18 protein-coding genes are annotated in these 18,602 nt (G+C 66.6%); 13 read left to right on the top strand and 5 right to left on the bottom strand.

Annotated elements, in window-relative coordinates:
• Positions 1-73: 73 nt before the first annotated feature.
• The 8 genes from VSO01S_RS04365 to VSO01S_RS04330 all read left to right on the top strand — a co-directional run bounded on the left by VSO01S_RS04365 (position 74) and on the right by VSO01S_RS04330 (position 6,936).
• Positions 74-532 carry a PTS sugar transporter subunit IIA gene (locus VSO01S_RS04365; protein WP_068640570.1) on the top strand — a complete coding sequence of 153 codons (459 nt, stop codon included), beginning with the start codon at positions 74-76 and terminating at the stop codon, positions 530-532.
• On the top strand, positions 501-770 hold the full coding sequence (locus VSO01S_RS04360) for an HPr family phosphocarrier protein (RefSeq protein WP_068640569.1): 270 nt from the start codon (positions 501-503) through the stop codon (positions 768-770). The genes VSO01S_RS04365 and VSO01S_RS04360 overlap by 32 nt, the downstream gene beginning before the upstream one ends.
• A gap of 103 nt (positions 771-873) precedes the next feature.
• Entirely contained in the window at positions 874-2,670 is a 1,797-nt protein-coding gene (gene ptsP / locus VSO01S_RS04355) for a phosphoenolpyruvate--protein phosphotransferase (RefSeq protein ID WP_068640568.1), read from the top strand.
• Positions 2,671-2,805: 135 nt separating this feature from the next.
• The gene (locus VSO01S_RS04350) at positions 2,806-3,261 is read left to right on the top strand and encodes a Spy/CpxP family protein refolding chaperone (protein WP_068640567.1); all 456 of its coding nucleotides are present in this window, start codon (positions 2,806-2,808) and stop codon (positions 3,259-3,261) included.
• The gene (locus VSO01S_RS04345) at positions 3,254-3,760 is read left to right on the top strand and encodes a DUF4260 domain-containing protein (RefSeq protein WP_084241682.1); all 507 of its coding nucleotides are present in this window, start codon (positions 3,254-3,256) and stop codon (positions 3,758-3,760) included. Before VSO01S_RS04350 ends, VSO01S_RS04345 begins: the two co-directional genes overlap by 8 nt.
• Positions 3,761-3,800: 40 nt before the next feature.
• Positions 3,801-4,502, top strand: a complete 702-nt coding sequence (locus tag VSO01S_RS04340) for a response regulator transcription factor (protein WP_068640616.1) — start codon at positions 3,801-3,803, stop codon at positions 4,500-4,502.
• Positions 4,499-5,893 carry an ATP-binding protein gene (locus tag VSO01S_RS04335; protein ID WP_084241681.1) on the top strand — a complete coding sequence of 465 codons (1,395 nt, stop codon included), beginning with the start codon at positions 4,499-4,501 and terminating at the stop codon, positions 5,891-5,893. Before VSO01S_RS04340 ends, VSO01S_RS04335 begins: the two co-directional genes overlap by 4 nt.
• Positions 5,890-6,936, top strand: a complete 1,047-nt coding sequence (locus tag VSO01S_RS04330; protein ID WP_068640566.1) for an NADP-dependent oxidoreductase — start codon at positions 5,890-5,892, stop codon at positions 6,934-6,936. Before VSO01S_RS04335 ends, VSO01S_RS04330 begins: the two co-directional genes overlap by 4 nt.
• Before the next feature lie 22 nt (positions 6,937-6,958).
• Here the strand turns inward: VSO01S_RS04330 and VSO01S_RS04325 are convergent, their stop codons facing one another.
• From VSO01S_RS04325 to VSO01S_RS04315, 3 genes are read right to left on the bottom strand one after another with little or no spacing between them, the layout of a single operon-like run.
• Positions 6,959-8,116, bottom strand: a complete 1,158-nt coding sequence (locus tag VSO01S_RS04325; protein WP_068640565.1) for an SLC13 family permease — start codon at positions 8,114-8,116, stop codon at positions 6,959-6,961.
• Between the two features lie 6 nt (positions 8,117-8,122).
• Complete coding sequence (locus tag VSO01S_RS04320; protein ID WP_068640564.1) at positions 8,123-9,700, bottom strand: class I adenylate-forming enzyme family protein; 1,578 nt, start codon at positions 9,698-9,700, stop codon at positions 8,123-8,125.
• Between the two features lie 27 nt (positions 9,701-9,727).
• Positions 9,728-10,210 (bottom strand): nuclear transport factor 2 family protein, encoded by a 483-nt coding sequence (locus VSO01S_RS04315; RefSeq protein ID WP_068640563.1) that lies wholly within the window; start codon positions 10,208-10,210, stop codon positions 9,728-9,730.
• A gap of 173 nt (positions 10,211-10,383) precedes the next feature.
• Here VSO01S_RS04315 and VSO01S_RS04310 point away from each other — a divergent pair, with 173 nt between their 5' ends.
• Positions 10,384-11,283, top strand: a complete 900-nt coding sequence (locus VSO01S_RS04310; RefSeq protein ID WP_068640562.1) for a LysR family transcriptional regulator — start codon at positions 10,384-10,386, stop codon at positions 11,281-11,283.
• A 60-nt stretch (positions 11,284-11,343) separates the two neighbouring features.
• Here the strand turns inward: VSO01S_RS04310 and VSO01S_RS04305 are convergent, their stop codons facing one another.
• Together VSO01S_RS04305 and VSO01S_RS04300 are read right to left on the bottom strand one after the other, a co-directional pair.
• Positions 11,344-12,345 carry a pyridoxamine 5'-phosphate oxidase family protein gene (locus VSO01S_RS04305; RefSeq protein WP_068640561.1) on the bottom strand — a complete coding sequence of 334 codons (1,002 nt, stop codon included), beginning with the start codon at positions 12,343-12,345 and terminating at the stop codon, positions 11,344-11,346.
• A gap of 5 nt (positions 12,346-12,350) precedes the next feature.
• On the bottom strand, positions 12,351-12,995 hold the full coding sequence (locus tag VSO01S_RS04300; protein ID WP_218002317.1) for a glutathione S-transferase family protein: 645 nt from the start codon (positions 12,993-12,995) through the stop codon (positions 12,351-12,353).
• Between the two features lie 385 nt (positions 12,996-13,380).
• Here VSO01S_RS04300 and VSO01S_RS04295 point away from each other — a divergent pair, with 385 nt between their 5' ends.
• The 4 genes from VSO01S_RS04295 (at position 13,381) to VSO01S_RS04280 (ending at position 18,600) form a co-directional block, all read left to right on the top strand.
• Positions 13,381-13,908 (top strand): fimbrial protein, encoded by a 528-nt coding sequence (locus VSO01S_RS04295; RefSeq protein ID WP_068640560.1) that lies wholly within the window; start codon positions 13,381-13,383, stop codon positions 13,906-13,908.
• Positions 13,909-13,990: 82 nt separating this feature from the next.
• Entirely contained in the window at positions 13,991-14,836 is an 846-nt protein-coding gene (locus VSO01S_RS04290; protein WP_245684102.1) for a fimbrial biogenesis chaperone, read from the top strand.
• A gap of 12 nt (positions 14,837-14,848) precedes the next feature.
• Entirely contained in the window at positions 14,849-17,584 is a 2,736-nt protein-coding gene (locus VSO01S_RS04285) for a fimbria/pilus outer membrane usher protein (protein WP_084241680.1), read from the top strand.
• Positions 17,581-18,600, top strand: a complete 1,020-nt coding sequence (locus VSO01S_RS04280) for a fimbrial protein (RefSeq protein ID WP_068640558.1) — start codon at positions 17,581-17,583, stop codon at positions 18,598-18,600. Before VSO01S_RS04285 ends, VSO01S_RS04280 begins: the two co-directional genes overlap by 4 nt.
• Positions 18,601-18,602: the final 2 nt, after the last annotated feature.

The following is an 18,602-nucleotide window of genomic DNA, read 5'->3' as shown; positions in this document are numbered from 1 at the left end:
GCCGGCACCGGCGCGATGCTTCTACGATCCAGACCGCGCGCCTCATAATGGCTGAAGAAGCGGCCCGCATCGCATGAACAGCATTCTTCTCATCGCCCACGCACCCCTGGCGCACGCCCTGCGCCAATGCGCGCTGCACGTGTTTCCCGATTGCGAGCAGGACATCGCCGCCATCGACGTGCAGCCCAACGTGTCGCCCGAGGAGACGCTGGCCGCCGCGCGCATCACGCTGGCGCAGCAGCTGGGCCGCTCGCCGCGCTCCAAGGTGCTGGTGCTGGCCGACGTGTTCGGCGCCACGCCGTGCAACGTTGCGCAGAAGCTTGTCGACGGCACCCACACGCGGCTGGTCGCGGGCGTCAACCTGCCCATGCTGCTGCGGGCCGTCACCTATCGCAACGAGCCGCTCGATGCCCAGGTGCAGCGCGCCATCGCCGGCGGCACATCGGGCGTCATGCAGGTGGCGGTGGCCGCACCCCAGAATCAGGCAAAAAGAAAGCACAGTGATCAAGAAATCCGTGACCATCAGCAATAAGCTCGGGCTGCATGCGCGGGCCTCGGCCAAGCTCACCAAGCTGGCAGGCAGCTACCCGTGCGAGGTGTGGCTCTCGCGCGGGGACCGCCGGGTGAACGCCAAGAGCATCATGGGCGTGATGATGCTGGCCGCCGGCATCGGCGTGACCATCGAGCTGGAGACCAACGGCGAGCAGGAGGAGCAGGCCATGGATGCGCTGGTGGCCCTGATGAACGACAAGTTCGGCGAAGGCGAGTAATGAGGCCCCCAGGCTTTTCACGCCGCTGCGCGCCGTGTAACGCCACCCCCCGAGGGGGCTGGCCGCGCTTGGGGCGGCCCGGCGCTTGGCCGGAGCTTCGCTCATGACTCTTTCCATCCACGGCCTGCCGGTCGCCCGCGGCATTGCCATCGGGCGCGCGGTCATGGTGGTGTCCAGCCGGCTGGACGTGGCGCACTATTTCATCAAGCCGGAAGAGGTCGAGTCCGAGATCGACCGGGTACGGGCCGCGCGCGACGCCGTCACCGGCGAACTGCACCGCCTGCAGGCCAGCGTGGCCCAGATGGGGCCCAACGACGCACCCCACGAACTGGCCGCATTGCTCGACGTCCATCTGATGCTGCTGCAGGACGAGGCGCTCACGGGCGGCGTCAAGCACTGGATCAGCGAGCGCCTGTACAACGCCGAGTGGGCGCTCACCACCCAGCTGGAAAACATCGCGCGCCAGTTCGACGAGATGGAGGACGAGTACCTGCGCGAGCGCAAGGCCGACCTGGAGCAGGTGGTGGAGCGCATGCTGCACCAGATGAAGGGCACGGCCGCGGTGCTCGCGCCCACGCCGCCGCGGCCCAAGCACAAGCATGACGAAGCGCTGGACCCGCTGGCGGCCGATGCCTTCGACGCACCGCTGGTGCTCATCGCGCACGATCTCGCGCCGGCCGACATGCTGCAATTCAAGAAGAGCGTGTTCGCCGGCTTCGTCACCGACGTGGGCGGGCGCACCTCGCACACCGCCATCGTGGCGCGCAGCATGGACATTCCGGCCGTGGTGGGCGCGCGCAGCGTGAGCCAGTTGGTGCGGCAAGACGACTGGGTCATCATCGATGGCGACAGCGGCGTGGTCATCATCGACCCGTCGCCGATCATCCTGGCCGAGTACGGCTTCAAGCAGCGCCAGGGCGACCTGGAGCGCGACCGGCTTTCGCGCCTGCGCCACAAGCCGGCGGTCACGCTCGACGGCCAGCGCGTCGACCTGCTGGCCAACATCGAGATGCCCGAAGACACGCTGGGCGCGGTCAAGGCCGGCGCGGTCGGCGTCGGGCTGTTTCGCAGCGAGTTCCTGTTCATGGGCCGCGAGCAGCAGCAGCACCAGACGCGGCTGCCCAACGAAGAGGAGCAGTACCAGGCCTACAAGCGCGCGGTGGAAGGCATGCAGGGCATGCCGGTGACCATCCGCACCATCGACGTCGGCGCCGACAAGCCGCTGGACGGCAAGCTGCGCGAGGATTCGCACCTCAATCCGGCGCTGGGCTTGCGCGCCATCCGCTGGAGCCTGGCCGATCCGTCCATGTTCCTCACGCAGCTGCGCGCGATCCTGCGCGCGTCGGCGCACGGCGAGATCCATCTGCTCATTCCGATGCTGGCGCATGCCAGCGAGATCCGGCAGACGCTTTCGCTGCTGGACTTCGCCCGCGCCGAACTCGACAACCGCGGCGTCGCTTACGGCGTGGTCAAGGTCGGGGCCATGATCGAGATCCCGGCCGCGGCGCTCACGCTGCGCACCTTCCTCAAGCACTTCGACTTCCTGTCGATCGGCACCAACGACCTCATCCAGTACACACTGGCCATCGACCGTGCGGATGAATCGGTGGCCCACTTGTACGACCCCGCGCATCCGGCGGTGCTGCGCCTGGTGGCCGACACCATTGCCGAATGCCGGCGGCTGGGCAAGCCGGTGAGCGTGTGCGGCGAAATGGCGGGCGATGTGGGCTTCACGCGCCTGCTGCTGGGCCTGGGCCTGCGCAGCTTCTCGATGCATCCCTCGCAGATCCTGGCCGTGAAGCAGGAGGTGCTGCGCGCGGACGTGAGCAAGCTGGAGGCGTGGGCGCAGGAGGTCGTCAGCTCGGACGATCCGGCCTCCATGCTGGCGCTCAAGGCCTGATGGCCGTGCATTCGCTCGCGCAGCGCGCGTCGTCGACATAAAACGAAACACGCCGAAACCGCGCCGAAAGGACTTGCGGGCCCTGGCCCAGGAACATCGAGTCTTCCCAATGCACTCTTTTGGAGGAAGACTTCCATGCGATCCTGGATTCGACGTTCTCTTTTCGGTGCGGCCGGCCTCGCGCTGGTTGCTGCCAGCGTGGGTGGCTGCGCGTACCGCCACAGCTGGCACGGCGATTCGGCAGAGTTTCGCGCCAAGATGGTCGAGCGCGCGAGCGACAAGCTCGACCTCGACGCCGCGCAGAAGCAGAAGCTCGCCGTTCTTGCCGACAAGATGCAGGCACAGCGCGAAGCCCTGCGCGGCGGCAACGACCCGCGCGCTCAGTTCCGCCAGCTGTTTGCCGGCGACAAGCTCGACCAGGCCGGCGCCGCGCGCCTGATCGATGAAAAGACTGCTGCAGTGAAAAGCGGCAGCCCCGAGGTGATTGCAGCCGCAGCCGACTTCTTCGACAACCTGCGGCCCGAGCAGCAGCAGAAGGTGCGCGAATTCATGGATCGCCGCGGCCGCGGCCACTGGGGCCGCCATGGCTGAAGCCTCGCGCTTCGGCGCTGCCGCGGTCGGCGCGGCGCAAGGGCAGGTGCGGCCAGCTTCCGCACTGCCCGCGCAGATCCGTCCCGCCACGGGCCGCCCGAGTGCGCCCCTGCAGGAGGGCGCGACGGGCGGCGGCGTGCGTCTGCTGCTGCGCGCCGAGGGCGTGGCGCTGCTGCTGCTGTCCATGGCCGCCTTTGCGCGCTTCGGCGGCGAATGGAGCTTCTTCGCGCTGGCTTTCCTGCTGCCCGATCTGGCGCTGCTGGCCTACCTGGCCGGGCCGCGCGCCGGCGCTGCGGTCTACAACGCAGCGCATTCGCTGGTCGTGCCCGCTGCGTTGCTGGCGCTGGGCCTGGCGGTCGACTGGGCACCGGTGTTCGACCTGGCGCTGGTCTGGGCGGCCCACATCGGGCTGGATCGCGCCCTGGGCTTCGGCCTCAAGTACGCACGCGGCTTTGCCTATACGCACCTGGGCCAGCTGGGGCCGGTGGATCCTTGGTGAGACGGCATCCAGGGAGCACGGCGTGACGGACAATCGCGCCATGCCCCGCATCCTGCTGATCGACGACGACGAGCATCTGGCGGCACCGCTGGCCAGCTATTTTTCGCGCTTCGACTTTGCGCTGGACAGCGCCTCGCATCCGAGCGAAGGGCTGGCCAAGCTGAGTCAGGGTGGCTACGACGCCGCCATCCTCGACGTGATGCTGCCTGAGATGGACGGCTTCGCCCTGTGCCGCGAGATCCGCAGGACCAGCGACATCCCGATCGTGATGCTCACCGCACGCGGCGAGGTGATGGACCGCGTGGTCGGCCTTGAGCTGGGTGCGGACGACTACCTGCCCAAGCCCTTCGAGCCGCGCGAGCTGGTGGCGCGGCTGCAGACCATCTTGCGGCGCCATCATCGCGCGGCTGCCGCGCAGGGGGGCGCTGCTCCCGCATCGCGGCGCGAGTTCGAGGGACTCTCCATTGACCTGGACAAGCGCGAGGTGCTGCGCCAGGGCGAACGGGTGGACCTGACCGGCACCGAGTTCGAGCTGCTGGCCCTGCTGGCCAGCGAACCCGGCAAGGTGTTCGGGCGCGACGACATCCTCAATCGCCTGCGCGGCCACGAGGCCGAGCTGTATTCGCGCGCCGTCGACATCGTGATCAGCCGGCTGCGCAGGAAGCTCGAGCCGCTGGACTGCATCAAGACGCTGCGCAATGCGGGCTATGCGCTGGCGGTCGGAAAGAGCGGCGCGGCGTGAAGCGAAGGCACCGCAGCCCGGATCAATTGCAGGGCCACGGGCGCTCGTGGCATCGACGCTGGCGGCATTCGCTGCGCTGGCGCCTGGTCACCATGTTCGTCGTCATGGCCCTGGTGATGACGGCGGTCTTCGTCGGCGGCATGCGCAGCGTCATCTCCGGCGGCTGGCGCGATGCGGGCCGGCCGCTGATCGCCGACTACGTCGACCGGCTCGCCGCCGAAGTGGGAACGCCGCCCGATGTGGAACGCGCCAAGGCGCTCACCGAACGGCTGCCGCTGGCGGTGCGCATCGAAGGGCCGGTGGTCAATTGGGAATCGCACCCGGGCCGCATGCAGGGGCGCGGCTTCGAGTCCCGCGCCGGCAATTTTTTCAGCCGCACCACCGCCGATGGCCATCGCGTCAGCTTCGGCCTGGGGAGCCTGCCGTGGCAGCGCGGCCCGCACGGCATCGTCTGGCTCACGCTGGGCGTGCTGCTGCTGCTGGTGCTGGCCGCCTACGCCGTGGTCAGGCGCCTGCTCAGGCCCCTGGACGACATCGGCGCCGGCGCGCAGCGCTTCGGCCGCGGCGATTTCGACCAGCCCATCCCGATCCGCCGCAACGACGAACTGGGCGACCTGGCCCAGCGCATCAACACCATGGCGCGCGACATCGGCGACATGCTGGACGCCAAGCGAGCGCTGCTGCTGGCCTTGAGCCATGAGCTGCGCTCGCCTCTGACCCGCGCGCGGCTCAATGCCGAACTGCTGCCGGCCACGCCGGAGGGCGCGGCCGAGCGCGCCGCCTTGCTGCGTGACCTGGGCGAGATGCGCGACCTCATCAGCGACCTGCTCGAAAGCGAGCGCCTCGCCAGCCCGCATGCGGCGCTGCTGCGCGAGCAGATCGACCTGGCCACGCTGGTGCACGACGTGGTGGCCGAACTGCCGCACGAGGACGAGGTGGAACTGGACCTGCCGCCGGACGTGCCGATCATGTCGCTGGATCGCACCCGCATGCGCCTGCTGCTGCGCAACCTGCTGGAGAACGCGCTGCGCCATGGCGGCAAGTTGGCAGGCGCCCAGCAGCCGCCCAAGCTTTCGCTTCGACGGGTGGATGGCGCGGTGGAGATCGAGGTGCGCGACTTCGGTCCCGGTGTGGAAGAGAGCCAGATCGAGCATCTGGCCGAGCCCTTCTTCCGCACCGACAGTGCGCGCCAGCGCGCCACCGGCGGCGTGGGTCTGGGCATGTACCTGTGCAAGCTGGTGGCGCTGGCGCACGGCGGCAGCTTCGAGCTGCGCAACGCCGCGCCGGGCCTGTCGGTGCAGGTACGGCTGTCGCTTGCGCAACCGCCGGAAGGCGATGCCCCGGCTACCATCCGCGCCCGGGCCGCCCGCCCGCAAGGAGACATTGGATGAACAGCACCACCACCTCGATCACCAACCACCAGGTACGCCTGGCCAAGCGGCCCGAAGGCACGCCCAAGCGGGACGACTGGTCCTTCACTTCCGAGTCCGTGCAGCAGCCCGCCGATGGCGGCGTGCTGGTGCAGACGCTGTCTCTTTCGCTGGACCCGGCCATGCGTGGCTGGATGAACGAAGGCAAGAGCTACATCCCGCCGGTGGAACTGGGCGCGGTGATGCGCGCCGGCGGCATCGGCCGCGTCGTGGCCTCGCGCAATGCCGCCTTCGCGGTGGGCGACATGGTGTACGGCACGCTGGGCGTGCAGGAGTACTGCCTTGTTGCGCAGGAAGACATCAAGCGCTCGGGCCTGACCCGGGTCGACCTGCGCGCCGGCACCATCGGCCAGTGGCTCAACGTGCTGGGCATGCCTGGCATGACCGCGTATTTCGGCCTGATGGACGTGGGCCTGCCCAAGGCCGGCGAGACGGTGGTCGTGTCCGGCGCGGCCGGTGCGGTCGGGCAGACGGTGGGCCAGCTGGCCAAGATCAAGGGCTGCCGCGTGGTCGGCATCGCCGGCGGCCAGGCCAAGTGCGACTGGGTGGTCAAGGAGCTGGGCTTCGACGCCTGCATCGACTACAAGGCCGGCCCCGCCGCCGTGCGCGAAGGTCTGAAGGCCCATTGCCCCCAGGGCGTGGACATCTACTTCGACAACGTCGGCGGCGACATCCTCGATGCGGTGCTGGCCAGGCTGGCCCGCGGCGCCCGCATCATCATCTGCGGCGCCATCAGCCAGTACAACAACACGACGCCGGTGCAGGGCCCGAAGAACTACCTGAGTCTGCTGGTCAACCGCGCACGCATGCAGGGCATCGTGGTGTTCGACTATGCCGACCGCTACCACCTGGCCGCCGCGGAAATGGCCGGCTACCTCAAGGATGGCCGCATGAAGAGCCGCGAAGACGTGGTCGAAGGCGGCGTGGCTGCCTTCCCCGAGGCGCTGCTCAAGCTCTTCACCGGCGAGAACTTCGGCAAGCTCGTGCTCAAGGTCGCGGACTGAGCCGTTGGGGCGGGCAACGCCCCTACAACCGCAGCAGCAGCGCCGATGCGGTGCAGGCCAGCAGGAATGGAATGCTGATGCGGTGGTACTCGCGCAGGCCGTCCGGCAGCTTGGCCAGCCGCAGTGCGATCAGGTTGGCCAGCGAGCCGATCACGCAGCCGAAGCCGCCCACGCTCACGCCCGCCGCCAGCGCCGGCAGGTCGTGCACATAGCGCTCCAGCAGGATGGCCGCCGGTACGTTGCTGATGAACTGCGAGGTGGCCACGGCCGCCAGGTAGGCGCGCCAGCCGCTGCCGATGGGCAGCTGGCTGGCCCAGCTGGCCAGCGCGGGCAGCGCAGCGAGCTGGCGCAGGTCGATGAACATCAGGCCGATGATGGCCAGCAAGGTCCAGTCGATGGCCAGCAGCAGGCGCGGTCGCCACACGGCGTAGGCGCCCAGGACCAGCGCCAGGCCCCAGGGCAGCCACCCCTTGTCCAGCGCCACGACGAACAGGATGAACAGCAGCACGGACACGGCCAGCAGGCGCGGCTCGCGCGGTGACTCGTCCTGCGATTCGCGCAACGTGATGGGCGTGCGCGGCACGAGCAGCCACCAGGCCACCACCAGCCAGCCGAGCATGATCGCCACGGTGGGCGCCATCATTCCCATGAAGCCGATGAAGCTCTCACCCGAGCGCTGCCAGAGAAAGAGATTCTGCGGATTGCCGATGGGCGTGAGCGCCGAACCGGCGTTGACCGCCAGCGCCTGCAGCACCACCAGCCGCGCCAGCGGCAGATGCGCCTGTTGCGCCAGTGCCCGCGTGAGCGGCACCAGCAGGAACAGGCTGACATCGTTGGTCACCAGCGCCGAGAGCAGGGCGGCGGTGGCGGTCAGAACCGCTGCGAGCGTGTGTTCATGGTGCGTATGCGCCAGCAGCCGGCGCGCGGCCGACTGCAGCATGCCGCTTCGCTCCACGCCCTGCGTGATGGCGAGCAGGCCCGCCAGCGCGCCGACGGTGTGCCAGTCGACCAGCCGCACGTAGTCCATGGGCGACTGCGGCTGGATGATGCCCAGCACGATCGCGGCGCCCACCAGGATCCACAGCAGCCAGTTGCCGCCGCCGGCATCGGCCTGGTGGTCCGAACTCAGTTCACGTGGCGCGGCGCGAGATGAAGAGGGCGGCGTTGGGTTGCGCGTCATGCCCGTTCAGGCCCCCGGGTTCGCAGCAGCGGAGGCGAGCCGATCACGCAGCTCGCGCTTGAGCACCTTGCCGATCGCGCTGCGCGGCAGCTCGTCGACGAACAGGAGCCTGGCCAGCCGCTGCGTCTTGCCCAGCTGTGCGTTGGCCCATGCGCGCAGGGCCTCGGCATCGATGGGTTCGGCGCCTTCCCTCGCCACCACGAAACCGACCGGTGTCTCGCCCCATTCCTGGCTCGGTACGCCCACCACTGAGGCCTCCAGCACGGCCGGGTGCTGGCGCAGCACGGCCTCCAGGTCGCTGGGATAGATGTTGAAGCCGCCGCTGATGATCATGTCCTTGCGGCGGTCGAACAGGGTGAGGAAGCCCTCGGCGTCGAAGCGGCCGATGTCGCCGGTGCGGATGAAGCGCTTGCCGCCTGCATCGAACCACTCGGCCTCGCGCGTCTTCTCGGGCTGGCCGTGGTAGCCGGTCATCATGCCGGCCGAGTGGCCCACCACTTCGCCGGCCTCGCCGGGTGCGACTTCCTGGCCCGCCTCGTCGATCAGGCGGATGTCGCTGCCTTCGGCCGGGCGGCCCACCGTGTGCAGCTTGTCGGGGTGCAGATGCGCTTCCAGGATGCAGGTGCCGCCGCCTTCGGTCATGCCGTAGAACTCGACCAGCCCGCCGGGCCAGCGCTCGAGCACGTCGGCCTTCAGTGCCGCATTGAACGGCGCGCTCGTGCTGAACTTGTAGCGGTACGAGGACAGGTCGTGGCTGTCGAAGTCGGGCCGGGCCATCAGCCGCTGGTATTGCACCGGCACCAGCATGGTGTGCGTCACACGCTGCTGCGCCGCCAGCTGCAGGTAGCGGCCGGCGTCGAACTTGGGCATGAGGGTGGCGCAGCCGCCGTAGGCCAGGGTGGGAAAGAACACCACCAGCGTGGTGTTGGAGTACAGCGGCGTCGACAGCAGCGTGACGGTCTGCGCGTCGTACTCGTATTTCGACCCGCGCCGCACGTGGGCCCAGCGCATGCCGTGGCCCTGCACAATGCCCTTGGGCTCGCCGGTGGTACCCGAGGAATAGATGATGTTGAAGGGGGTGCCCGGCTCCACATTCACTGGTGCAGGCCGGCTGCCGGGGGCGGCCAGCCAGGCCTCGAAGGCTTCGCTGCCGCTGCCATCGAGGGCGATGCGGCGAACCCCGGCCACCTCCCGCAGCGCATCGGCGGTGCTGGCGTCGAGAAAGAGAGCCTGCGCACCGGCGTCCTGCACCATGCGCACCAGGCTGGCCGGCGTCGAGCTCGGGGCCAGCGGCGCCACCGCAACACCGGCGCGCAGGGCGCCGAGAAACAGCGCCGCATAGTTGACCGACGAGGCGGCGCACACCGCCACCGCGTCACCCTTGTTCAGGCCATCCCGCTGAAGCGCGGCGGCCGCGCGGTTCATGAGTTCGTCCAGCTGTCGGTAGCTGAGGGTGCGCGAATCGTCCCGCAGGGCGGGGTTGTCCGGGCGCAGCGCGGCATGCAGGCCGATGAGGCCGGCAATGGTGCCGAATTCCTGGTTGATGGCGGTCTCGAAGTCGGGCAGGGGGGATAAGGCTGACATAGCCCCCGAGCCTACGGCCAAGCGACACTACAAGCCAAGCGCGCTGAGTCCCGGATGTTCATCCGGGCGCCGGCCCTGCGGCCAGAAGAACTTGCGGTCCGCCTGCGCGATGGGCAGGTCGTTGATGCTGGCGAAGCGCCGGGCCATGAGGCCGTGAGCGTCGAACTCCCAGTTCTCGTTGCCGTAGGAGCGGAACCAGTTGCCGGCATCGTCGTGCCATTCGTAAGCGAAGCGCACGGCGATGCGGTGGCCGTCGTGCGCCCACAGCTCCTTGATCAGGCGGTAGTCGAGTTCGCGTGCCCATTTGCGCTGCAGGAAGGCCTCGATCTGCTCGCGGCCCACGGGGAATTCGGCGCGATTGCGCCAGACGCTGTCGACCGTGTAGGCCAGGGCCACGCGCTTGGGATCGCGCGAGTTCCAGGCGTCTTCGGCCAGGCGCACTTTCTGCCGGGCGGTTTCGAGCGTGAAGGGTGGAAGCGGTGGGCGCGCTTCAGGCGATGTCGAGGTCACTTGTGGCTCCTTGGCGTCTTGATGCGATGGCGCATGGGATCAACTATGGGGCGGGGCAGCTTGCGAGGGAATCGCTGCGGCGCGCAAGTGTGCATTGCGCCTGCAAGAAGAATGCCGCGCCGCGCCTGATAATCGCGCCCGCCCCGACTCCGTCTTCGGGAAACAAGGAGCCCATGGACCGTCTGCAAGCCATGACGACTTTTGTCGCGGTGGTCGACTGCGGTGGCTTTGCCAGCGCCGCGCGCCAGCTGAACCTGTCGCCGCCTGTCGTCACCCGTGCGGTGGCCGAACTGGAAGAGCGGCTGCAACTGCGCCTGCTCACCCGTACCACCCGCATGGTGCGTGTCACCGAAGCCGGTGCCCGGTACGCGGAGGATTGCCGGCGTATCCTGGCCGACATCGAGGAAGCCGAGGCTGCCGCGGCGGGCACCCACGGCGCGCCGCGCGGCACGCTGAACCTCACGGCGCCCGTGTTGTTCGGCCAGATGTACGTCACGCCCGTGCTCGCCAGCTACCTGCAGCGCTACCCGGAGGTGGATGCGCAGTGCCTGTTCCTCGATCGCGTCGTCAACCTCATGGAAGAGGGCGTGGACGTGGCCGTGCGCATTGCCGAGTTGCCCGATTCTTCGATGCAGGCCGTGCGTGTGGGGCGGGTGCGGCGCGTGCTGGTGGCGGCGCCTTCGTATCTGCAGGCACACGAGGCGCCGCGCCGGCCCGAGGACCTGACCCGGCACGTGACCATTTCGGCCGCAGGCCTGACCGCACAACCCGAATGGCGCTTCAGCATCGACGGCCGCGCAGCAACGCAGCGCGTGACGCCGCGCATGCGCACCACCACCAACGATTCGGCGATCTCGGCCGCACTGGCCGGCCTGGGCATCGCCCGCCTGCTGAGCTACCAGGCGGCGCCGCATATCGCCAGCGGCGCGCTGGTGCCGTTGCTGGAGGCATTCGAGGGCGCGCCGGTGCCGATCCACGTGGTCCACCAGGAGGGACGGCGCGCCACCCAGAAAGTGCGCAACTTCGTCGACATGGCCGTCGAATCGCTGCGCGCCAATCCTGCCTTGCGCTGAACGGCGCGCGGCTCGGTGTCGGCGCCGCAGCGTTCACGCGATGGGGCCGCCAGGGCTCGCTCAGTCCTGTTCGGCCTGGCGCTTGCTCTGCGCCTCTTCCCAGGTGCCGGTGGCGAGCGAGTTGGGCGACCAGTCGCGAAACTTCCAGCGCAGCGGCAGGGCGTCGCGCAGGCGCAGGCCCGACTCGATGCGCAATCGCCAGGCGCGCTCGGCGCCTTCGAAGGCCTGCAGCTCCGGCGCACCGTCCCACACCAGCTCGGCAGAGCCGGTCAGCGAGAGCAGGTCGCCGCTGTCGAAATCGATGAACAGCACGCCGGCACGCGGATTGAGCTGCAGGTTGCCCAGCGTCATGAAGAAGTGATTGCCGGCGTAGTCGGGCACCAGCAGCGTGCGGTCGTCCTCGATCTTGATGAAGCCGGCGCGTCCGCCGCGGTGAGACACGTCGGCGCCGCGGTCGCCGTCGCCATCTTGCTGCGGCACGGCCGTGGCCACGAACAGCGTGTCGGCGCGGGCCACGGCAGCTCGCGCTTCATCGTCGAGCGATGTCAGGGCGTCGATGCTGCGTGGGCGCAGATCCGAGGCATCGCGTACCCATTCGAACTCGCGCCCCTGGATGTACCGCGGGCAGTTGCCCGTCGATTGCTCCACGGCCAGGGTGAAGCCGTCGGCGCCGACCTGCACCACGCGCCCGTTGACCCGGTTGCGGCGCCGGGTATGAAGTTCGATGCCCAGGAATCCCAGGCGCGCGTCCGGTACGAGCGCTTGAGACAGCGGATCGCCTTCGATGGGTCGGGCGCTGAATTCCAGCCGATGCGCATCGGGGGCCTGCACGAACCCGGGCTGGCCCACCAGCACCGACGCCCAGGGCCGGCCTTCGCCGTCCACGGAGCCTGCGAGTATGAAAGGCAACTGTTCGAAGAAGCGCTGGTGCTGCTCGGGCATCCAGGTGCGGATGGCACGCTGGCCGATGCCCAGCATGCGCTCGCCGATGCCCAGGCGTTCCTGCACCGAGCGCTCTCCGGCATGAAACGGACTGTCGTCACGGGGGCCAAGGTTGTCCATGGTGTTCAGGCCGCAGTGCGCAGGCCGACCGGTGTTTGCACGAAAGGAACGAAGCCGGGCAAGGCCTCGATGCGCGCGAGCCAGCTGCGAACGGCCGGGTAGGCCGCGAGGTCCACATCGCCCTCGGGCGCGGCCCAGATGTAGCTGTAGCCGGCAATGTCCGCGATGGTGGGTGCATCGCCCACCAGGAAGGTCCGCCCGGCCAGGTGCCGCTCCATCACCCCGAGCAAGGCGTGCGCCCGCGCAATGGCCTCCTGCGGATCGCGCTGGACCCCGAACACGTTGATCAGCCGTGCGGCCGCCGGCCCGAAGGCGATCTGGCCTGCCGCCACCGACAGCCAGGCCTGCACGCTGGCCTGGGTGACCGGATCGCGCGGCAGCCAGCGGCGTTCCTGCGCGTCGTAACGCGTGGCCAGGTACACCAGGATGGCGTTGGAATCGAAGACGGCGGTGCCGTCGTCGACCAAAACCGGGACTTGTCCGAAGGGCGAAATCTTCAGGAATTCTGGCGTCTTTTGCTCACCCTTCTTCAGGTCGATTTCCATCAACTCGTAGGGTAGCCCCAGCAGCCCCAGCGCCAGTTGTGCGCGGTGCGCGTGTCCGGACAGGGGATGACGGTAGAGCTGCAGGGATTGGCGGTTGCCGGTCATGACTTCTCCATGAGAAACGTTGGAGACATGACTGTGGTGCCTGGCTTCGTCATCGAGAAGCTGCGTGCCCGACAAGGCTGTCTTTCTGGTTTGGAAAGAAAGCTTGGGAAGTAACGAGGGTGAATGCTCGCTTATGGCGTGTTGAATGTATTCGAATTGTTATTTGCTGTGCGTAATTTCACGCCGGAATATCGATGAATTGTTAATTGAGTCATTGCTGTGGTGCGTAATTCACGGCGAAATTCGCTCAAATGTCGATCAATGTTAAACGTGAACTTTTTTGCTCATCCTATTGCAATGCAGCAATTAGACTTCGCAGCCTGTCTTGCGCTAGCGAGCAGATTTTGGCCTCAATTTCAATTAACTTTCATTTGGAAATTTCAAAATGCAAAAGAAAACAGCTTTCTTGAATGCCGCCGCATTCGCTGTGGTCGGTCTTCTGTCCCAAGGCGCCTTTGCCGCTGACGGCACCATCAACTTCGAAGGCGAAATCGTTAACGCCACCTGCTCGGTCTCGCCCAAGAGCCAGAACATGACCGTGCCGCTGGGCAAGGTCCGTTCGAGCGTGCTGGCCGCCGCAGGTTCGTCGTCGACGCCCTCGAAGTTCACCATCGAACTGCTGGACTGCGATCCCGCCAAGGCCTACGTGACCTTCTCGGGTCCGCCGGATACCGATGCCACCCTGCTGCGCCTGGCCGGCGGTCTGGTCGGCAACACGCAAGCCACCAATGTTGCCGTCGAAATCGGCGACTCGTCCGGCGCGAAGATTCCGCTGGGCAGAGAGTCTGGCCAATACACGATTCTGCAGGGCGCGAACTCCCTGCAGTTCCAAGCCAAGTACGTGTCCGTCAACGGCGGCGCGACTGCCGGTATCGCCAACGCCACGGCGGAATTCACGGTCCGCTACGAATAAGCGAATCGCTGCACGGCCGTCGATCCGGACTCGTCCGGCGCGCGCCGTGCGGCTCCCCACAAGGCTGCGCGTCCGACTCCGCGTGACGCGTCCCGATGCACGCATGCGGCATCGAATTTCAGCGCGATTTGCGCGCTTCAAAGAGAACTCCATGTACAGCAAGAACGGCCTTCGCTGGGTTGCCGGCATTCTGTTGATGTTCTGTCTTCACTGGACCGCCAACGCCGCGGTGGTGCTTGGCGGCACCCGCGTGATCGTGCGGGAGAACCAGCGCGAAACCTCGATTCCCGTGCAGAACACCGGCAACGCGCCCTTCGTGGTGCAGTCGTGGGTCGATGAGGGAGAGGGTAAGAACAAGACCCCGTTTGTCGTCACGCCGCCCTTGCAGCGCCTGGACCCTGGGAAGGAAAACATCCTTCGAATCCTTCGCGTGCCGGGCGCCTTGCCGACCGATCGCGAGGCGCTGTTCTGGCTCAACGTCAAGGAGATTCCGGAGAAAGCCAAGGAAGAGAACGTGCTGCAGATTGCCGTGCGCACGCGCGTCAAGCTCTTTTATCGCCCTGCCAGCCTTCCAGGGAGCGCCATTGATGCGCGCCTGCAGCTTCAATGGGCGGTCAGTGCGGCGGAAAAAGGCGGCGCGGTGCTCAAGGTGGGCAATCCCACGCCGTATCACATCACCCTCTATTCCATGAAGGTCAACGGCGGCCAGCAGAAGATCGGCCCGCAAATGGTGGCGCCCTTCGGCGAGATTGCCCTGCCGTTGACCGCCGTGAAGTCGCCGCAAGAGGTGCAGTTCAACTTCACCACGATCAACGACTACGGCTCGGAAACCCAGGAAGAAACGGTGCGCGTGCCCGTTGCCGACAAGCCGGTGGCCGTGAAGGCAGAGGTTGCCCAGAAGCCTGCCGCGAACAGCGAAAAGAAATAACAAGGGAGCAACATGCGTGTTCGCAACAGTGCTGGCCTTCGTCTGCCGAAGGCCACAACGCTCTATACCTGCCTGTTTCTGACTGCGCCAGGTCTGGCATTCGCGCAGCAGCAACAGCAAGTGCAGCAATCGCCGGCGGGATCCCGCAAGTCTGCAGAGTCCTCCCAGGCGGCCAGCACCACAGTTGCCGGCTCCAACTTCAACGAGGAGTTCCTCAGCATCGGCGGCAATCAGCAGCACGCTGACCTGTCCATCTTCGCTTTCGGCAACCAGGTGCTGCCGGGCGAGTACATGGTGGACGTCCAGATGGAAAACCGGCTTCTGGGCCGAACCAAGGTGCGCTTCGTCGAACGTGAGGGCAGCCGCGACGCCGTGCCCTGCCTCACACCGTCAATGCTCGACGAGTGGGGTGTCAACGTGAAGGTCTTCCCTGCCATTGCCCAGGCGACGCCCGATGCGTGCATCGATCTTCCGGCCGAAATTCCGGATTCGACGGTGAGCTACGACAGCGCCCAGCAACGCCTGCTGCTCAGCGTGCCGCAGGCGGCGCTGCGCCGCTCGGCCCGCGGCGCCGTCGACCCCAGCCGCTGGGACAAGGGCATCACCGCTGCCATGCTGGACTACCAGTTGAACTGGTCCAGGAACAACAAGGGCGGCACCGTCAATCCCTACATCATCGACGCGCAGCCGCAAAGTGCGTTTGACGCGCCACTGGACTCGGCCGCCCGCCGCGTTGACCGCAACACCTTCTTTGCCGGCATCCGCGTGGGTGCCAACTACGGAGACTGGCGCTTCCGAAGCTTCTCGAACTACAGCGAAAACATCGACGGTCGCGGGCGCTGGCAGTCCGTCAACACCTATGCCGCGCGGGACCTGGCCTCCATCCAAGGGCAACTGCTCATCGGCGAAGGCACCACGCCCGGCAACTTCTTCGACAGCATGCAGTTCCTCGGCGTGCAGGTCTCGTCCGACGACGCCATGTTGCCCGACAGCCTTCAAGGCTATGCGCCCACCATCCGAGGCGTCGCGCAGACCAATGCGCGGGTCACGATCCGCCAGAACGGCTACATCATCTACAACACCTATGTGGCGCCCGGGCCGTTCGTCATCGACGACCTCTATGCCACGGCGTCGAGTGGCGACCTGGAGGTGACCATCACCGAGGCGGACGGCCGGGTCACCCGCTACACGCAAGCCTTTTCGGCCGTGCCCACGCTGCTGCGCCAAGGCGCCTGGCGCTATCAGGCGACGGTCGGCAAATACCGCAACGGCTACTACAGCAGCGGCTATTCAACGGACGAGCGTGTGCTGGGGAAGACGGAGCCGTTCTTTGCTCAAGGAACGCTGGCCCGGGGCATCGGCAACGAATTCACCGTGTACGGCGGCTTCACGGCCGCGAACATGTACCAGTCCGTACTGGCAGGTGTGGGCAAGAACCTGAAGGAATTCGGGGCGGTTTCTGCGGACATCACCGCGGCCCGCACCTCCGTCGACAAGAACGACGCCCTGGATCAGAGCTTTACGGGCCAATCGCTGCGGTTCCTGTATGGCAAGTCCTTCGTGGATACCGGCACCAACTTCCGCGTGGCGGGCTACCGCTATTCGACCAGCGGCTTTCGCACCTTTCCCGAAGCAGTGGAAATGCAGGACCAGGGCGTCGATTCGCCCTACCACAACCGCCGCAACGAGCTGCGGTTCGACATATCGCAGCGCATCGGCGATTGGGGTGCCATCTTCGCTTCCGGCCGGCAGCAGACCTACTGGGGGTCCGACCGCAAGGAGCGCCTGTTCCAGATCGGCTACTCGGGCGCCTACAAGCAGATCAGCTACAACATCTTCTACAACTACAGCACGACACTGTTCGGCCAATCGAATCGACAGATTTCGGTGTCCCTGAGCATTCCGCTGGGCCAGACGCGGTCGTACGCACAGTACACCGCAAGCCACGACAACCACGGCAACGTCAACCAGCAGGCCAGCATCTACGGTTCTGCACTCGACGACAGCCGCCTGACCTACAACGTCACCGCGGGTCATGCCAACAACGACGGCGGCAACTACGGCAGCGCCAGCGCGAGCTACCTGTCGCGGGTGGGGCGTGTGGATGCAGGCTATTCGAACGGCCGCAACTACGGACAGACGACGCTGGGTCTGGCCGGCGGCATCGTGGCGCATTCCGGCGGCGTGACCTTGTCGCAACCTCTGGGCGAAAGCATCGCCTTGGTCGAGGCGCCAAAGGCCGAAGGCGTCGGCTTCGAATCGCAGCCAGGCGTCGCAACCGACTCGGCGGGGTACGCAGTCATTCCGAACCTCGCGCCCTATCGCGCCAATCGCCTGGCGATGCGCACGGCCGACCTGGGCGACACGGTGGATGTGAAGAACGCCGCCATCGAAGTCGTGCCCACGCGCGGCGCTGTTGTGCTGGCCAAGTTTGATACCGCGGTGGGCTACCGCCTCATGATGACCCTCACCGATTCGAAGGGGCAGCCGCTACCGTTCGGCGCACGAATCGAAGACGGTTGGGGCCGCGAAGCAGGAGTCGTTGGACCGGATGGCCAGGCGTTCGTGACAGGTGCCGACGAGTCGGGTCAATACACCGTGGTCTGGGGGACTCGTCCTGAAGACCGATGCGGCGTGTCTTACACATTGCCGAAGGTCGAAATGCCGCAACCAATTCGCGAAGTGGCCGCCCAGTGCGGCGCACTGCAACAAGCTGCTGCGGATGTGAACAAGGAGAAGAAGCAATGACTGATGCGCGTCTGAAGGCGTTCGGCGCCTTCCCCAAACAGAAGGTTATCAGCGGATGGCTGCGCACAATGTTCGCGCTCCTTGTCTTCGCGGCGGGTGCTGGCGGCGCTTCGGCGAAATGCACGATCGCGCCTGGCCTGGCGACGGTTGTTTTTACCCTCAACATGGGAACGATCATTATTCCGCCCGATGCGGCTATTGGGCCCATTGGCGAACCGAGGACATTTCCCCGGGTCTCGACGCCCGTGAAAGTGGGCAAGTGCAGCAATGGCGGGAGCGCCATCTACAACATGCGGCCGGCTGAGGTGGCAGGGGTCACCAAAGTCTATGAGACCGGGGTGAAGGGGGTTGGAATTCAGTTGACATTTAATCCGGGTGACAGCAGCGCAATTGTGCTTTCCGACAAGGTCCGCTTCAGCGGTAATGTGGATGTCTACATGCTTCCATCGTCCTCCTACACGGTCCAATTGTTCAAGACGGGACCGGTGACGGGAAGCGGACCGTTCAACTCGGGTGAGATTGCGACGGCGACGTTCGACACGGACACAAGGCCGTTCACTTCCGTCTTCATCCCGGGCAACGGCATCACGGTGGTCACGCCCTCTTGCACCGTCGATGCCGGCTCGAAGAACATCGTTGTCCAACTCGGCAAGGTGCGTACCAACAGCTTCAGCGGGGTGGGCTCGACGGCGGGCTCCCGCCCCTTCGATATCAAGCTCAACTGCTCGGCAGGCGTATCGGCTAACAACTCGGTTTTCCTGCGTATGGATGCGACGCCTGACCCTTCGGGGCAGCAGGGTGTGCTGCAGGTCGCGCAAGGGGCTGGCGCGGCTACGGGGGTAGGCATTCAGGTACTCGACGCCAACAGCACGGGTGTTCGATTTGGTGAAGACGCCCTGGTCGGACAGGATGGCAGCTACGTTGTGCCATTCACTGCGCGCTATTTCCAGACGGCGCCCACAATGACGGCAGGACCCGCCAACGGCATGGCTACTTTTAGCCTCAACTACAAATAGGT

Origin of the sequence: Variovorax soli NBRC 106424 (assembly GCF_001591385.1) — a bacterium.
GTDB lineage: Bacteria > Pseudomonadota > Gammaproteobacteria > Burkholderiales > Burkholderiaceae_C > Variovorax > Variovorax soli.
This window is presented reverse-complemented; position numbering and strand designations above follow the sequence as displayed.

What these genes read in the sequence shown, in the direction of transcription:
- VSO01S_RS04365 (WP_068640570.1), top strand. Translation starts at nt 74, where the DNA reads ATGAACAGCATTCTTCTCATCGCCCACGCACCCCTGGCGCACGCCCTG.
- ptsP (WP_068640568.1), top strand. Translation starts at nt 874, where the DNA reads ATGACTCTTTCCATCCACGGCCTGCCGGTCGCCCGCGGCATTGCCATC.
- VSO01S_RS04350 (WP_068640567.1), top strand. Translation starts at nt 2,806, where the DNA reads ATGCGATCCTGGATTCGACGTTCTCTTTTCGGTGCGGCCGGCCTCGCG.
- VSO01S_RS04345 (WP_084241682.1), top strand. Translation starts at nt 3,254, where the DNA reads ATGGCTGAAGCCTCGCGCTTCGGCGCTGCCGCGGTCGGCGCGGCGCAA.
- VSO01S_RS04340 (WP_068640616.1), top strand. Translation starts at nt 3,801, where the DNA reads ATGCCCCGCATCCTGCTGATCGACGACGACGAGCATCTGGCGGCACCG.
- VSO01S_RS04330 (WP_068640566.1), top strand. Translation starts at nt 5,890, where the DNA reads ATGAACAGCACCACCACCTCGATCACCAACCACCAGGTACGCCTGGCC.
- VSO01S_RS04325 (WP_068640565.1), bottom strand. Translation starts at nt 8,116, where the DNA reads ATGACGCGCAACCCAACGCCGCCCTCTTCATCTCGCGCCGCGCCACGT.
- VSO01S_RS04320 (WP_068640564.1), bottom strand. Translation starts at nt 9,700, where the DNA reads ATGTCAGCCTTATCCCCCCTGCCCGACTTCGAGACCGCCATCAACCAG.
- VSO01S_RS04310 (WP_068640562.1), top strand. Translation starts at nt 10,384, where the DNA reads ATGGACCGTCTGCAAGCCATGACGACTTTTGTCGCGGTGGTCGACTGC.
- VSO01S_RS04305 (WP_068640561.1), bottom strand. Translation starts at nt 12,345, where the DNA reads ATGGACAACCTTGGCCCCCGTGACGACAGTCCGTTTCATGCCGGAGAG.
- VSO01S_RS04300 (WP_218002317.1), bottom strand. Translation starts at nt 12,995, where the DNA reads ATGACCGGCAACCGCCAATCCCTGCAGCTCTACCGTCATCCCCTGTCC.
- VSO01S_RS04295 (WP_068640560.1), top strand. Translation starts at nt 13,381, where the DNA reads ATGCAAAAGAAAACAGCTTTCTTGAATGCCGCCGCATTCGCTGTGGTC.
- VSO01S_RS04285 (WP_084241680.1), top strand. Translation starts at nt 14,849, where the DNA reads ATGCGTGTTCGCAACAGTGCTGGCCTTCGTCTGCCGAAGGCCACAACG.
- VSO01S_RS04280 (WP_068640558.1), top strand. Translation starts at nt 17,581, where the DNA reads ATGACTGATGCGCGTCTGAAGGCGTTCGGCGCCTTCCCCAAACAGAAG.